General features: G+C 60.1%; 11 protein-coding genes. 7 read left to right on the top strand and 4 right to left on the bottom strand.

Annotation, left to right across the window (positions count from 1 at the left end; all coding sequences use genetic code 11):
- Positions 1-41: 41 nt before the first annotated feature.
- The gene (locus HGI47_RS19360; protein ID WP_168854422.1) at positions 42-803 is read right to left on the bottom strand and encodes a FadR/GntR family transcriptional regulator; all 762 of its coding nucleotides are present in this window, start codon (positions 801-803) and stop codon (positions 42-44) included.
- Between the two features lie 105 nt (positions 804-908).
- Between HGI47_RS19360 and manD the strand changes: the two genes are divergently transcribed.
- The 5 genes from manD to HGI47_RS19335 are packed head-to-tail and all read left to right on the top strand — an operon-like array spanning position 909 to position 4,777.
- On the top strand, positions 909-2,117 hold the full coding sequence (gene manD, locus HGI47_RS19355; RefSeq protein WP_168854421.1) for a mannonate dehydratase: 1,209 nt from the start codon (positions 909-911) through the stop codon (positions 2,115-2,117).
- A 1-nt stretch (position 2,118) separates the two neighbouring features.
- Complete coding sequence (locus HGI47_RS19350; protein WP_255460942.1) at positions 2,119-3,021, top strand: sugar kinase; 903 nt, start codon at positions 2,119-2,121, stop codon at positions 3,019-3,021.
- Between the two features lie 33 nt (positions 3,022-3,054).
- Positions 3,055-3,357, top strand: a complete 303-nt coding sequence (locus HGI47_RS23155; RefSeq protein WP_370521797.1) for a sulfatase-like hydrolase/transferase — start codon at positions 3,055-3,057, stop codon at positions 3,355-3,357.
- A complete protein-coding gene (locus HGI47_RS19340; RefSeq protein ID WP_240950308.1) occupies positions 3,251-4,393 on the top strand; it encodes a sulfatase-like hydrolase/transferase in 1,143 nt (380 codons plus the stop codon). Before HGI47_RS23155 ends, HGI47_RS19340 begins: the two co-directional genes overlap by 107 nt.
- A 21-nt stretch (positions 4,394-4,414) precedes the next feature.
- Positions 4,415-4,777, top strand: a complete 363-nt coding sequence (locus tag HGI47_RS19335; protein ID WP_168854418.1) for a hypothetical protein — start codon at positions 4,415-4,417, stop codon at positions 4,775-4,777.
- A 3-nt stretch (positions 4,778-4,780) separates the two neighbouring features.
- Here the strand turns inward: HGI47_RS19335 and HGI47_RS19330 are convergent, their stop codons facing one another.
- The 3 genes from HGI47_RS19330 to HGI47_RS19320 form a co-directional block, all read right to left on the bottom strand.
- A complete protein-coding gene (locus HGI47_RS19330; protein ID WP_168854417.1) occupies positions 4,781-6,028 on the bottom strand; it encodes an MFS transporter in 1,248 nt (415 codons plus the stop codon).
- A gap of 25 nt (positions 6,029-6,053) precedes the next feature.
- Positions 6,054-8,741 carry a glycoside hydrolase family 2 TIM barrel-domain containing protein gene (locus HGI47_RS19325; RefSeq protein ID WP_168854416.1) on the bottom strand — a complete coding sequence of 896 codons (2,688 nt, stop codon included), beginning with the start codon at positions 8,739-8,741 and terminating at the stop codon, positions 6,054-6,056.
- 256 nt (positions 8,742-8,997) lie between these two features.
- Positions 8,998-10,617: a carboxylesterase/lipase family protein gene (locus HGI47_RS19320; RefSeq protein ID WP_168854415.1), complete on the bottom strand. Its 1,620-nt coding sequence runs from the start codon at positions 10,615-10,617 to the stop codon at positions 8,998-9,000.
- Between the two features lie 326 nt (positions 10,618-10,943).
- On the opposite strand from HGI47_RS19320, the gene HGI47_RS19315 reads away from it, so the two are divergent.
- Both HGI47_RS19315 and HGI47_RS19310 read left to right on the top strand, forming a co-directional pair.
- The gene (locus tag HGI47_RS19315) at positions 10,944-13,214 is read left to right on the top strand and encodes a TonB-dependent receptor (protein ID WP_168854414.1); all 2,271 of its coding nucleotides are present in this window, start codon (positions 10,944-10,946) and stop codon (positions 13,212-13,214) included.
- A 186-nt stretch (positions 13,215-13,400) separates the two neighbouring features.
- Positions 13,401-14,548, top strand: a protein-coding gene (locus HGI47_RS19310) for an IS3 family transposase (RefSeq protein ID WP_168854413.1) whose coding sequence is annotated in 2 segments (ribosomal slippage) — positions 13,401-13,662 and positions 13,662-14,548 — 1,149 coding nt in all. Because the reading frame shifts where the segments join, the coding sequence is not laid out codon by codon here.
- Positions 14,549-14,647: the final 99 nt, after the last annotated feature.

The following is a 14,647-nucleotide window of genomic DNA, read 5'->3' as shown; positions in this document are numbered from 1 at the left end:
GTCAGTCTTTCGCGTATTTCTGGCTTGGATAACGGGAGTGTTCAAGCCGTGGCGCGCGCGTATCGTTCGCGGCGGGCCTGCGTTGCCTTGCGCGCTGCGGCAAGTGCCCGTTCTTCGGTGGCAAAAAGCAGGCCTTCGAGCACGGCGGACAGGTGCGCGCGCATCGCGGCGCGGGCCGCATTGGGATCACGCGCGCGCAGGGCGTCAAGCACCGCCGAGTGCTCCTCGACCACCGGCTTGACGTTCGCGTGCCGCGCCTTTTCGTGCAGGAGCGCAGCTTCGGGCGATGATGCGCGCAAGTCCCATAGGCGTTCGATTGCGTTGAACACTGCGACGTTGCGTGTGACCCGCGCGATGGCTAGGTGGAATTCACGGTCAGCACTTTCCGTGCCGTTCGGGTCCTGATTTTCTTCGGCGATGCGCTGTACCAGCACCTCGATTTCCGCAATATCTGCATCAGTCACCTGCGTCGCTGCAAGTGCTGCGGACTCACCTTCAAATAGCAACCGGGCCTCGGTAAGTTCAAAAGCGGTAACGTTGAAGCCCGGGCGATCTTCCTCGCCCGGCAGGCGCTTGACATAGGCACCTGAACCAATGCGCACTTCGACCAACCCCTGCACTTCAAGCGCTATGATCGCCTCACGCACGGTGGGGCGGCTCACTTCATAACGCAGGGCAAGGTCACGCTCGGCCGGAAGGCGCGAACCAACAGGATATCGTCCGCTGGAAAGTTCGGCGAGCAAAGAACGGGCAAGATCCTGATAAAGCCGATCGTTCGATTTTAGGTTAGCTGCAAGCGCCATTCAGGGAAACTTTCTGGTAATACCAATTCGCCGAACTTGACAGACCGAAATGAGGGCGTCAATCGGTCTTACCACATTGTCAAAGTCAGCGCGAGTTACCGATCCATGAAAATCACCGCCGCCCGCGTCATCGTCACGTGCCCGGGCCGCAACTTCGTAACGCTCAAGATCGAAACCGATCAGGGTGTCTACGGTATTGGCGATGGCACACTCAACGGGCGCGAGCTTTCGGTCGTTGCGTATTTGCAGGAACACGTCGTGCCCTGCCTGATCGGTATGGACCCGCGCAGGATCGAGGACATCTGGCAGTACCTCTACAAAGGTGCCTATTGGCGGCGCGGCCCTGTCACGATGCGTGCGATTGCGGCGGTCGACATGGCGCTGTGGGACATCAAGGCCAAGATGGCCGGTATGCCGCTTTACCAGTTGCTTGGCGGGCGCAGCCGCGATGGCATCATGGTCTATGGCCACGCCAACGGCTCGGATATTGCCGAAACGGTCGAGGCGGTCGGGCACTACATCGACATGGGCTACAAGGCGATCCGCGCACAGGCCGGCGTCCCCGGCGTCAAGGACGCCTATGGCGTGGGCCGAGGCAAGCTTTACTACGAACCCGCCGATGCAGCGCTGCCTTCGGTCACCGGCTGGGACACGCGCAAGGCGCTGAACTATGTGCCCAAGCTGTTCGAAGAACTACGCAAGACATATGGCTTCGACCATCATCTGCTGCACGATGGGCACCATCGCTACACCCCGCAGGAAGCAGCCAATCTGGGCAAGATGCTCGAACCCTACCAGTTGTTCTGGCTGGAGGACTGCACCCCTGCCGAAAATCAGGAAGCGTTCAAGCTGGTGCGCCAACATACTGTCACCCCGCTGGCCGTGGGCGAGATCTTCAACACGATCTGGGACGCCCAGGACCTGATCCAGAACCAGCTGATCGACTACATCCGCGCCACCGTGGTCGGCGCAGGCGGCCTGACGCACCTGCGCCGCATTGCCGATCTTGCCAGCATGTACCAGGTCCGCACCGGCTGCCACGGCGCGACCGACCTGTCGCCGGTAACGATGGGCTGCGCGCTCCACTTCGACACCTGGGTGCCCAACTTCGGCATCCAGGAATACATGCGCCACACCGAAGAAACCGACGCGGTTTTCCCCCATGACTACTGGTTCGACAAGGGCGAACTGTTCATCGGCGAAACCCCGGGTCACGGCGTCGATATCGACGAGGCGCTGGCCGCCAAGTACCCCTACAAACCCGCCTATCTCCCCGTCGCAAGGCTGGAAGACGGCACAATGTGGAACTGGTAGTTTGACTAGAGCCGTTTTCGTCGGTGAGGCGATGCTGGAGCTGTCGCAGGACGGCCCCGGCTGGCATCTTGGCTATGGCGGCGATACACTCAACAGTGCGATCCATCTGGCACGCGCGGGTCTCGAGACAGCCTATCTCACCGCGCTAGGCACCGACCCGTTCAGTGCAGATTTGAAGGCGCGCTGGGCGGCAGAGGGCCTTGATACCAGCCTCGTCCTTACCGATCCTGTACGCAATCCGGGACTCTATGCCATTTCCTGTGATGCGGCGGGTGAGCGCAGTTTCACATATTGGCGCGGCGAAAGCGCAGCGCGGCACATGTTCGATCGCGACGGTATTGATCAGGCACTTGCCCATGCCGCACAGGCCGACATTCTCGGTTTTTCGCTGATTACTATCGCAATTCTGCCGGAAGCGGGCAGGAATGCCCTTTTCGACCTTGCGCGAACGGTGGCCGATCGCGGCAACATGGTGGTTTTCGATGGCAACTACCGCCCGCGCCTTTGGCCCGATCACGCCGAGGCGCAGCACTGGCGGGACGCCGCTATCGCGGTCGCAACGGTTGGATTACCGACCCTGGACGATGAAAGTGCGCTTTCGGGCCAAACCTCCGCAGATCAAGTCGCTCGTCACTGGACTGATCTTGGCTGCAGGGAAGTGGTGGTGAAGATGGGCGCAGCAGGCGCGCGCACGCCCGATGGAACCTTGCTTGCGCCGCCCAAAGTGCTCAAGCCCGTGGACACATCCGGCGCGGGCGATGCCTTCAACGGCGGTTTTCTTGCCGCGCGTGCAGGGGGCGCATCGATGGCCGAGTCCGTGATGGCAGGGCATCGCTTAGCCGGATGGTGCGTGATGAATCGCGGCGCGATTCCGCTGCCGTTCCAACCCGAAAACAGCGAATAAGGGTCAAGGTTTGTAGGAAACAACCGGCGCGATGTGTTGAAAGGCGCCTTGGGCGTTGCGCTCTCGACGGCCGTTTCCCAAGCTAGTGCCAGGTCGCCTAGTCGTCCGAACATCCTCTGGTTGATCAGCGAGGATAACAATCCTTTTCTGGGTGCCTATGGCGACCAGCAGGCGCGAACGCCCAATCTTGATGCACTGGCCACGCGTGGCATCCGACTCGAGCGGACCTATGCCAACTTCCCCGTATGCGCACCTTCCCGCCACACTTGCCACCTATCCCGATCTGATGCGCCGCGCGGGGTATTACTGCCCGAACACCGACAAGACAGACTATAACTGCGATGTCGATCCTGCAGTCATCTGGGACGAATGCAGTCCCAAGGCGCACTGGCGCAACGGGCCCGAGGGAAAGCCATTTCTGGAAGTGTTCACTAGCCTGACCACGCATGAATCCCGGAAATTCCAGCGCCAGCCCAACGCCGATCAGTTCGGCCCGTTCACGATACCGCAGTATCTGCCCGATACGCCGGAGATTCAGACCGATTTTGCGAACTACTACAGTCTGATCGCCAGGATGGACGCTGAAATGGGCGCGATGCTGGAGGATCTTGCGCGCGCAGGCCTCGCCGATGACACCATCGTGTTCTATTGCTGCGACAACGGCGGATCGCTGCCGCGCAGCAAGCGCTATTGCTATGAGGAAGGCCTGCGAGTCCCGCTGATCGCCTATGTGCCCGCGCGTTGGCAGCATCGTTCGTCTCAAGCGCCGGGTTCGGTGGCGAAAGACCCTGTCAGCCTGATCGATCTTCCCCCCACACTACTCTCGCTGGCCGGAATCCAGCCTCCGGCATCAATGCGTGGGCAGGCGCTCATGGGGCGGCACGCCAAGAGCGCGCCGCGTTACGCCTTTGGCATGCGTAACCGGATGGTTGAGCGCTATGATTTCGTGCGTACGGCAACCGACGGCCAGTATCGCTACATCCGCAACTACATGCCGCATCGCATGCTGGGCATGCGCGTGGATTTCGAATGGATCACCAAGAGATACCAGTCGCTCGAGCGCGAGCATCTGGCCGGACGATTGAACGATGCGCAAGAGCGCTTTTTCAAGCCGAAGGTCTACGAGGAACTCTACGATCTCGCCGGTGATCCAGACCAGATGACCAATCTTGTCGGCCAGACCCGCCATCTTGGCACTTTGCGCCAGTTGCGCCGAGTGCTCGACAAGCACATCGTACAAACCAACGACAACGGCTTCATCCCCGAGGGATCTGACGCCGAAGGATTCGAGAAGACGCGAAACCTGAAGGCATATCCGTTGAAATCGATCATGCTACTGGCGCAATCGGCAGCAAGGGGCGATCGCAAATAGGCAAGCCTGTTCGCGCGGCGATTGTCCGATCCCAACGGCGTTGCCCGCTATTGGGCGGCCACCGGATTGCTTGTCATCGGGGATGAGGCCAGCCGCCATCTGGAGGCCCTGCTTGAAGCCGCGAATACCGACGCTTGGCCATCCGTGCGCGTGGTAGCGGCAGAAGCTGCGTGTCGCCTTGGCAACCAGACCGCGGGTCTTTCAACCCTTGGCCAGATCGCTACCGACACAGCGCTGGCCTTCCCGCCGCGTCTGCAGGCGCTGAATGCTCTGGAAGAACTAGGCCAGACAGCACTCCCGCTGCTTGGACAGCTGCGACCGGTGGCGAAAATTTCCGGAACCTATGCGCCTGCGCAGTCCTTTTCGCCCCCGCGCGCTGGCTGAGCCTCAGGCCGCCGCCTTCCGTTCGCGCAGCAGCATCCATAGCACGACCGCCCCCAGAATATCGAGCGCCGCCAGCGCCACGAACAGCGGGTTGTAGCCGAACGAATCCGCGCTCTGCCCGATCAGCAGGGTGAACAGCATGCCGCCGACCCACGCCGTGGTCCCGGCCATGCCGCTGGCGGTGCCCACGGTCCGTTTGTCGAACACATCTGCGCACAGCGTGATCAGCGCGCCGTTCAGCATCTGGTGGGCAAATCCGCCGACACAGAACAGCGCGATGGCCATGCCCGGCGTGGTGGCAAGGCCGATGCAGGCAGGGCCCACCATGCACATCGCGCCCAACGTCATGGTAATCTTGCGCGAAGACAGCAGCGAACTTCCCCGCGCCATCAACCAAGGCGGCAGAAGTCCTGCGGCAAGGCTGCCGAAATCGGCGGCCAGAAACGGCAGCCACGCCCACAACGCGATGGATTTGAGGTCAAGCTGCCACACCGCGACGAGATAGAGGGGGATAAAGAAGTTGAAGGTCTGCCACGCAGGCTCGGCCAGAAACCGGGGCACGGCAATCGCCCAGAAGGACCGGCTGCGTAAGACATCGCGCTTGGTCGCCGGTTTGCCGGTCGGCTCGCTGGCCATATCGGCCTGAATTATCGCGCGTTCGCTATCGGAAAGGCGCGGATGATCGGCCGGATCGCGGTAGCCGAACCACCACAGTCCGGCCCAGGCAAGGCTGAGCGCGCCGGTTACAATGAACGCTGCCTGCCAGTTCCACGCCAGAATGCAAAACGCCACCAGCGGCGGCGCGATCATGTTGCCAACGCTCGTACCCATCTGGAACAGGCTGGTGGCCAAAGGCCGCTCGCGCGGTGGGAACCACGTTGCCACCGTCTTCGTGCCAGCCGGAATGGCGGCGGCCTCAGTTGCACCTAGCATGGCCCGAAACGCCGCAAGGCTCATCCAGCCGGTGGCAAAGGCGTGGCCCATGTTGCTCAACGCCCAGCCAAGCGCGAACAGAAAGAAGCCCAGCCGCGTGCCGAGCGTATCGAGCATAGATCCTGCCACCGTCTGCATCACGGTATAGGTCGCCTGAAAGGCGAGCACGACCCAGCTGTACTGCTCGGTCGTCATCGCAAATTCGGTCTTCAGCGTGGACGCGGCAACCGACAGCGTTGATCGTGCAAGGTAGTTGAGGATCGTGCCCAAAGTAACGAGCCCGATGATCCACCAGCGCAGTGGCAGCTTCTTCAACATGTTTGTTTTCCGTGGCTTGTCGGGATCAGCGCAGGCGCTCGATCTCGATCATCGAAACGCGCGCATCGCCGGTGCCGCTTGTGAAATCGAGTGCTAGGCCGCCCTTGGCCTTGACCGTGAAGACCTTCGATTCGGCCACCGCGCCTGCTGCCGGGATTGCGGGCTGGAAGCTGCGCAGCACGGCCTTCTTGCCGATCTTCACCTCGAAGACACCGGGCTTTTGCGTCGAAGGTGTCGCAAACCACAACGTTATGCGATAGCGGCCATTTGCCACTGGCACGCGATAGGAGAATGTGCCGGTGCGATAGGACGCGAGCGCCTCGCGCTCCTGCGTTCCGCTGATATCTGCTGGGATCGAAGGCTTGCCATAGTTGGCGACGCTGTCGAGCGAGCCAACGCTTCCGCCTTCGAACCAGTTGTCCGAACCCAGCACCCTATCCTTGCCCTTGCCAGCCACCAGCGTGCCAGCGTCTATTACCATATGGCGGCGTGTATTGGCTGATAAGGTCCATTCGGCACGGTCTTCCACCACCCCACCAGCGTGCGAGCCCCGTGCAACAAGCGCATTGGTGCCTTCATCCAGCGCCACAGCGCTCCACACGCAGATCTTTTGCGGACAATCTTGCTTCACCTCCAGCGAACGCCCGTTGAGCAGAAGTTCGGTGCTGGCGGTGTTGCTGTAGACCTTCACGTCCGTCACCGGGTACGCGCGTTCTGCGTAACGCTTCGACGTGATGTGAACCATCGGCGCCGGGTTCCAGTTGGCCTTGTAGAAGTAGTATGCGTCCTTGCGGGTCTTGTGATCGTAGGCGACCAGGCCCTTGGTGTTGATGTCCTGCGCATCGCCTTCGGTGCGGACCGTCGTGGCGAAATCGAACGAATTCCACAGCCAGGTGGCATAGAGCCAGGGCCGCGCATCGAGCTGCGCCAGTGCGGTTTCGTGAATGTAGCTTTCGTACTCTTCGGGTTGCGCCCACCCGCGTGAATCCACAGGAGCACCTAGCACGTTGTCGGTGTGGATGGTCAGCGCGCCGCCCGCGCCATATTCGGTCACCGCCAACGGCTGTTGAGGCCGCTTGGCGCGCAATCCGTCCAGATGCGGTCCAAGGTCGTTTGCTGCACCGAAATACCAGCCGAAATAGCGGTTTGCACCGCCAAGATCGGCGGCAGGCGCGGTGATCGGAATTTCGATTTCGGACCCGAACAGGCGGCCTTCGCAACACGTCGCAATCGCCGTCGGACGTGAAGGGTCCTCCTTCTTGGCCTGCGTTTGCAATTCGCCCAGCAACGGCAGCGGATCTAGGTCCTTGCCGTCTGCACCGCCAGTCAGGAAGGCAGGCAGCGAGTTGCCGAAGTCCACTTCGTTGGCCAGACCCCAGATCGCCGAAGCGGCATGGTTCTGGTTCTGCCGAATCAATTCGGTCATCTGCGATTTGGCATTGGCCACCAGCGCCGGATCAGGCTCCCGCTTGCCGCCCAGCGTCCACATCGAAACCAGCGGGATCTCGTCCCACACCACGATGCCCGCCCGGTCGGCCAGGTCATGGATATCCTGCCCGTGCTGGTAATGTGTCAGGCGAATGGTATTGGCCCCCATTTCGCGGATCGTGGCGACATCCTCTGCGACGTCAGCCCGGGAAATCGCCCAACCTTTGCCGTCACGATCCTGATGATAGCCGACGCCCTTGAGGCGATAGGGCTGGTTGTTCAGCAAGAAGCCGCGTGTCGCATCGAAAGCCATTGTGCGAATGCCGAAGGGCTGGCGCAGGGCGTCGGTGACTTGTCCGTTGACTTCCAGGATTTGGACCACCAGATCGTACAAGTACGGATCGGCGGTGCCTTGCCACAACTTCGGGTTGGGCACGGTAAGTTTCGCCGTTACTTCGCCGCTCTTGCCCGGGGCGAGAGAGGCGGGCAGGGTTGCACTCGCTGCCTCGCGTCCATCGCGATCGACGAGCGCGATTTTGACCATGGCTTTGGCGGAGCGCACGCCGTCATTGGCAACGCGAACCGTGACCCCGACAACAGCCTCCTTCGCTGTCGCAGAAGCGGTTGTGGCACGGACGCCCGGACCGCCCGCATCGGCAAGGTCGATGTGCAGCGGCGAAGTGGTGACAAGGCGCACGGGACGGTAGAGCCCGCCATGGACGAAGAAATCCCCGGTCAGCGGCAGAACATCTGCCGTAGGGCCGTCGGCCGTGGGCTGGGTGTTGTCAACCCGTACCACCAGTTCGTTGTCCCCGCTGGCACGCATTGCCGCAGTTGCATCGAGCCGGAAGCGTGAGAAGCCGCCGCGGTGTTCGCCAAGATACTTTCCATTGAGCCAAATCTTGGCGACACGGCTTGCCGCATCGAATTCAAGCCAATGCCGCTTGCCCGCGCTGCCAGCAGGCGTGGCAAAGCGCAGGTGATACCAGCCCACGCCTTGCCGCTTGTTCACGCTGGCCTGCGAGTTTGTGCCGCCCAGCTCGTGGTGATAGTATCCCACGCGGTTCCACGTATGCGGTACTGATACGGGTTGCCACGCCACATCGGCAGCTTCTGGCGCAACGCCCTGCGAAACATCGCCTGCAATGAATCTCCATCCGGTATCAAGCGGGGTGACCGCGCGCCCATCTTGTGCACGAACCGGACTGACCCCGCCGGACAGCGCCAAACCGGACGCGGCAAGCAAGATCGCGATTCTGTGCCGATCTGACAATGTGGTGGGCATCTTTGCTTCTCCGGGCGTCATTCAATTTGGTAAGTCCGATTTTTGCAGGAATCCTGGAAATTTTGCAAGGGATGCGCAATTTTTTGGTCAGATAGATTTGCGCGAATTTTGCCTGACATTGAGGCAAAGCATAATTACGGCCATCTGACCTCCATGAGGACAGTGATCCGGCACTCACGAGTCTGAAGACATCGCAACGGGTGAAGGTCGTCGCCCTGCCAAAGCCGCCATGGTAGGTCGAGATCGTGATTGCCGCTCAATTGCCTTGAACGGATCCTTCTGCGAAATTCGAATACAAATCCTTGAAAAAATCCAGCTTTTTTAATTCAGGCCATGGCTTTTGCACGACAGAGTCTGAAAACTCGACAAGGCGCGGCCTTGATTGTGTGAGCTTTGGCCATGCCATTTTCGGCAAGACAGGCATGCCGGTCCGCGCGAATTCCACCAAGGCGCGCACCATCGCCTGGCTCATTTCCCGATCGGCGTCGCTCCAGTTGCGCGTTTGACGAAAGCGGTTGAATGCTTCGAGCGTGCCGAGCCAGAACGGTACTTCGGATGTGTGGTATGCGCCCGCGGTGGCCGGTTCGAGATCCGAGAACTTTACGCCCTCAGCATATGAGTGTGGCCGCGCAAACTCGTAGGAATAGATCGGTGCGCTGCCGTAGGTGCTTTGAAGCGATGCCCAGTTCATCATGCTTACAGCAACCGTCCCATCGCGATCTGCGGCGCGGGCTTGCGTGATGGCTTCTGCATCCGTGTGCGCAGGGTAGAGCAAGAGAAGCCGCTCCGCCTTGCTGCCGAATTGCGCCTTTGCCTTTTCGCGATAGTCGGCAAGGCCACTGACCGCACCCATACCACCAAGAGCCTCGTCACGAGTGAACCCCAAAATCAGCGGAACATCGCTATGCATCTTGCGCACAAACAGTTCGGGGATTGGTGCGGATAGGACACGGCCATCAATCGCCGGGCCGGTGGTGGGACCTCCCGGTACACGCGGCACGACCAGCCGATCGGCCGGCATTGCCCGCAACTGCGCAAGGTCTTGCGCCTTCCATACCGCCATGAGCTTGGTTCCGTCCTGCTCTGCCTTTTGGAGCGACGGAATTCGAATCGGTCCGCCGATCATTGCCCCGCTCATACCGACAGCGCGATGGAACAGGCCCTTTGCCAGTGGGCTGGCCTGAAGCGCCAGTACCGACATTGATCCTGCAGATTGGCCAACGATCGTCACATTGCCGGGATCGCCGCCGAATTTTTCGATGTTGCGCTGAACCCAGCGGAGTGCCGCGATCTGATCGAGCAAGCCATAGTTTCCAGAGCTGCCGTCAGACGATTCAGCACTCAATTCAGGCAGGGCAAGAAACCCCAGTGGACCGAGGCGATAGTTGAAATTGACGAAAACTGCGCCTTGGCTGGCAACGCCTTCCCCTTCATAGATTCCTGTGCTGCCCGAACCGACAAAAAACGCACCACCGTGGATGAACACGACGACAGGCGCGTTCTTGCGTTTCGCAAGCGTCCATACGTTCAGGTAAAGGCAATCCTCGGAAATGGTCTCCGCACCGGAATACTGGTTGGCGTTGCTGTTGCGCAGCGGCTGGATGCACTGCGGGGCGAACGTATCCGCAGGACGCAAGCCATCCCATGAAGCTGGCGGCACGGGCTCGCGCCAGCGCAACTCATGAACTGGGGCGGCGGCATAAGGGATGCCAAGATAGGCCTCTACGCCCGATTGCAGGGCCGTCCCCTCAATCAAGCCGCTTTCAATCAGTATCTGATGTTGCGCACCACCGGCCTGCGCAACTGCTGGCGAAAGGGATGCGGCAAATGCAATAAGCACTGCAAAAAACACGCCAGCCAGCTTTGCAATTTCCATTCTGCTATTCCCATCGCCTCTGCACCTCGTCTTTCGGAGTTGCTCTGCCCATTGGCCACTAGCGATGTTTTGGCCTTACCACAACAAGGAGTGGGAAGGTCATCAGCGTTTCTCGACAACCATCCAATTGAGAATGCGCGGGGAAATGTCTGGAGTAGACGACATCACTAGCGCAGAATGTGCGGTCTATACCACATACCGCTCTACACGCGTCGGCGCCCAAGCCACAAACTTGTACAAAATTCGGTAAGATGAATTTTCCGGTTGAACGCTGAACTCGGTTGTGCAATTGGCCTGTCCAAAGCGGTAAAATAGGGAGGTTCCTGATGCTTACGAAATCGCGTACGATTGTTGGCTTGTCGGCTTTGGCGTTTGCCCAGGCAGCGTATGCTCAGGAGGCGCCCGAAGCCGGTCTCGAAGAAATCGTCGTCACTGCGCAGAAGCGTGAACAGAACCTGCAGCAGGTTCCGGTCTCGGTCACGGCGTTGTCAGCAGATGCCATTATCAACAAGGGCATCACCCAGTTTGAAAATCTGGCGCAGGTCGCCCCCGGCCTTACCATCACGCAGGGCACGCAGCGCACTGGCAACAGCATCAACGTGCGCGGCATCGGCACCTCTGTGTTCAGCATTGGCGTTGAGCCTGCCGTTTCGGTCGTCGTCGATGATGTGCCGATCCTCAACCAAGGGCAGGCTTTTGCCACTCTCACTGACATTGAGCGCATCGAAGTGCTGCGCGGCCCGCAGGGCACCCTGTTCGGCAAGAACGCGTCGGCGGGCGTCGTAAACATTGTCACGCGCGCCCCGACTGAAGAGTTGTCGGGTCGAATTGCCGCCTCGGCAACAACGGACGAAGAATACCGCGTCGAAGCAGGCATTTCCGGACCGCTGGGCCAAAACGTCGGCTTCCGCATCAACGGCTTCTACAGTGACTTCCGCGGTTATGTGAAGAATCTCGCCACCGGCAATTATCTTGGCGCGGATGAGAGCTGGGGGATTCGTGGCAAGCTTGTCGCCGATCTTTCTGACGCTGTGAAAATCACGATCTCGGCCGAACATTCCGAGACCGAAGGCAACTCGACGCCGCGCACGGTCCGCACGTTTCCGGCTGGTGGCACCGTTTTCGGTGCATCGATCGCGACCAACTTTGCCGGCGTTCGCGTTGGGCCGGACAACTATGTCCTGAACCAGAACTACGATGGCATCGCCAAGGGCCAGTCGACCAACGTCAGTGGCCGGATCAGCATTGACCTTGGCAGTGTCGACCTGATTTCCGTGACCAGCTTCCAGAAGTGGGGCCTCGACACGCAGGACGATACCGACCAGATCAACCTTCCCGTTTTCGGCGTGCCGACAGGGCTTGTCCAGACGAGCCCCTACGACACAAAGTATTTTACACAGGAACTGCGCCTGGTTTCGACGGCACCTGGTCCATTCCAGTATATCCTTGGTGCATTCTATGCCGACGGAAAGACCGACCGTTCATTCGACCGCGGTCCCTCTGGTCCGCTGCTTGCCCGGTGGGTAGCCGACTCTGGGACTCAGACGCTGGCTGCGTTTGCGCAAGGCACTTACGATCTGGCCGAAACGACGCATCTGGATGCTGGCATCCGCTACAACCATGAGAAGATCGACGTTTCGTTCCTGCGGCTTAACCCAGCGGCAGTCCCGCCCGCGAACAACGCCGCCTGCCTGAGTACCTGCACCGGCAACGCCTCCGATGATGCCGTCACCGGAAAGATTTCGCTGCGTCAGGATGTGGCAGATCGGGTGATGGTCTATGCCTCGTTCGCAACCGGCTACAAGGGGCAAGGCTATGACGTGTCCTCAGGCTTCACACCGTTTCGCGCTGCCAATCCGGTAAAAGCGGAAACGTCGCGAGCATATGAAATCGGTCTGAAGAGTCGCTTCCTCGACAACAAGGTGCAGTTCAACATCACCGGTTTCTGGACAGACTACAACAACTTCCAGTCGCAATCGGCAGTGGTACAACCTGATGGATCGATCCAGTTCCAGATCGACAACGTGGGCAAGCTGCGTTCGCGCGGTATTGAGTTCGAATTGCAGACCAAGCCCACCCGCGCCCTTTCGTTTGATGTTTCCGGTACCTTCCTTGATGCGAAGGTAACCGAATTCCCGTTTGCCAACTGTTATACCGGGCAAACGGCCGGTCAGGGATGCTTTGATATCGACGGCGCAGGCCCAAGCACTGCGCAGGCGCAGAATCTCGCAGGCAAGCGGCTGTCCAATGCTCCGAGGTTCATGTTCACGGCTTCGACAATGTACGACATCTTCATGGAATCGATGCCTTTCGACGCCTTTGTAACGCTTGATTATCGTTACCAGACAAGTGTCAACTTCGACCTTTTCCAGAACCCGCTTTATGTCGAGAAAGCTTTTGGTGTGCTGAACAGCAGTATCGGCATCCGCCAGCGTGATGATGCCTACCGCATTACCTTGTTTGCCAACAATCTATTCGACAAGAACTTTGCGTCGAACTTGGGTGGATTGATTGGCGGCCCCGCCACAGCGGTAAACCAGGTCCTATCGCGCAATTCACGCCGCTACTTCGGCATCCGCGCAAACTACAACTTCTAATTCTTTCCATGCCGGCCCCTTCTGTGGGGCCGGCATGGCTGTTTCATAACCGCAGAAAAGCTGCTCGGCTCCAAACGGTTCTTGGACGCTTAAGCCAGATCGCTATTGGTCCCACTAACGGTTGATTGAGCTGCCCCCGGTTTCGTGGACACCGAGATAAGGTGTTTTTGGAACCGGAGGGTGACGATGCAACGACGGAAGTTCAGCCGTGAGTTCAAGCTCGAGGCGGTGAAGCTGGTATTGGAGCGGGTCGTTTCCGCAGCGGAGGCGGCGCGCGATCTTGACGTGCATGCCAACGTGCTGCGCAAGTGGATCCGCGAAGCGGAAGGCGACCCTGGATCGGCGTTTCCCGGCCACGGCAACCTGCGTCCCGAGCAGCTTGAGATTGAGCGGCTGCGCCGCGAGTTGGCGCGGATGAAGGCGGAGCGCGACATCCTAAAAAAAGCGGCGGCCTACTTCGCGAAGGACTCGATATGAGGTTCGCCTTCATCGCGAAGCACCGGGGGATCTGGCCGGTATCGTGGATATGCGAGGCGCTCGGGGTCTCGCGCAGTGGCTTCCACGCCTGGCTGGTGCGTGCGCCGAGCGCGCGTTTGCGCAGCGGCGAAGATGTCGGCGCGCGGGTCCGTGCAAGCTTCATCTCCAGCTATCGCACCTATGGCGCGCGCCGTGTCTGGCACGATCTTCTGGCCGAAGGCCTTTCATGCGGGCTGCACCGCGTCGAACGGCTGATGCGGGCGCATGGTCTCAAGGCTCGCCCCCGGCGTCGCGGCCTGCCCAAGGACGAAGGCCAGCGATCGGTGATCGCCGGCAATGTGCTCGATCGTCAGTTCACCGCCGACGGGCCGAACCAGAAGTGGGTGGCGGACTTCACCTATATCTGGACTGCCCAAGGTTGGCTCTATGTCGCAGCCGTCATCGACCTGTTCTCACGCCGCGTCGTTGGTTGGTCGATGAGCGACACGATGACCGCGCAACTCGTCACCGACGCGCTGGTCATGGCGATCTGGCGGCGCGGCAAGCCGGATGCCCTCCTGCATCACTCCGACCAGGGCAGCCAATATACCAGCGAGCAGTTCCAGCGGCTGATGGCCCACAACGGCGTCACCTGTTCGATGAGCCGGTCCGGCAACGTCTGGGACAATGCTGCGATGGAAAGCTTCTTCTCCTCGCTCAAGACCGAACGGATCGCTCGCAAAACATACCGTTCCCGCAATCAGGCACGCGCGGATGTATTCGATTATATCGAGCGCTTCTACAATCCGACACGCAGGCACTCGACCCTGGGCTATCTCAGCCCCATGGACTTCGAGAAGCAGGCTAAGGTAGCCTAACCTAGGTGGCGTGGACAAATTGGCGTGAAGCGGGTTCGCGTATCACCGTGATCAACGGTTAAGCGTTTGGTACGCTTCGAACACGTCGACGGGATTAAA

Origin of the sequence: Novosphingobium sp. ERN07, from assembly GCF_012641335.1 — a bacterium.
Taxonomy (GTDB): Bacteria; Pseudomonadota; Alphaproteobacteria; order Sphingomonadales; family Sphingomonadaceae; genus Novosphingobium.
This window is presented reverse-complemented; position numbering and strand designations above follow the sequence as displayed.

Excerpts from the sequence above, each read along its gene's own strand:
- HGI47_RS19320 (WP_168854415.1), bottom strand. The coding sequence starts at position 10,617 with ATGGAAATTGCAAAGCTGGCTGGCGTGTTTTTTGCAGTGCTTATTGCA.
- HGI47_RS19340 (WP_240950308.1), top strand. The coding sequence starts at position 3,251 with ATGCCAACTTCCCCGTATGCGCACCTTCCCGCCACACTTGCCACCTAT.
- HGI47_RS19360 (WP_168854422.1), bottom strand. The coding sequence starts at position 803 with ATGGCGCTTGCAGCTAACCTAAAATCGAACGATCGGCTTTATCAGGAT.
- manD (WP_168854421.1), top strand. The coding sequence starts at position 909 with ATGAAAATCACCGCCGCCCGCGTCATCGTCACGTGCCCGGGCCGCAAC.
- HGI47_RS19325 (WP_168854416.1), bottom strand. The coding sequence starts at position 8,741 with ATGCCCACCACATTGTCAGATCGGCACAGAATCGCGATCTTGCTTGCC.
- HGI47_RS19315 (WP_168854414.1), top strand. The coding sequence starts at position 10,944 with ATGCTTACGAAATCGCGTACGATTGTTGGCTTGTCGGCTTTGGCGTTT.
- HGI47_RS19330 (WP_168854417.1), bottom strand. The coding sequence starts at position 6,028 with ATGTTGAAGAAGCTGCCACTGCGCTGGTGGATCATCGGGCTCGTTACT.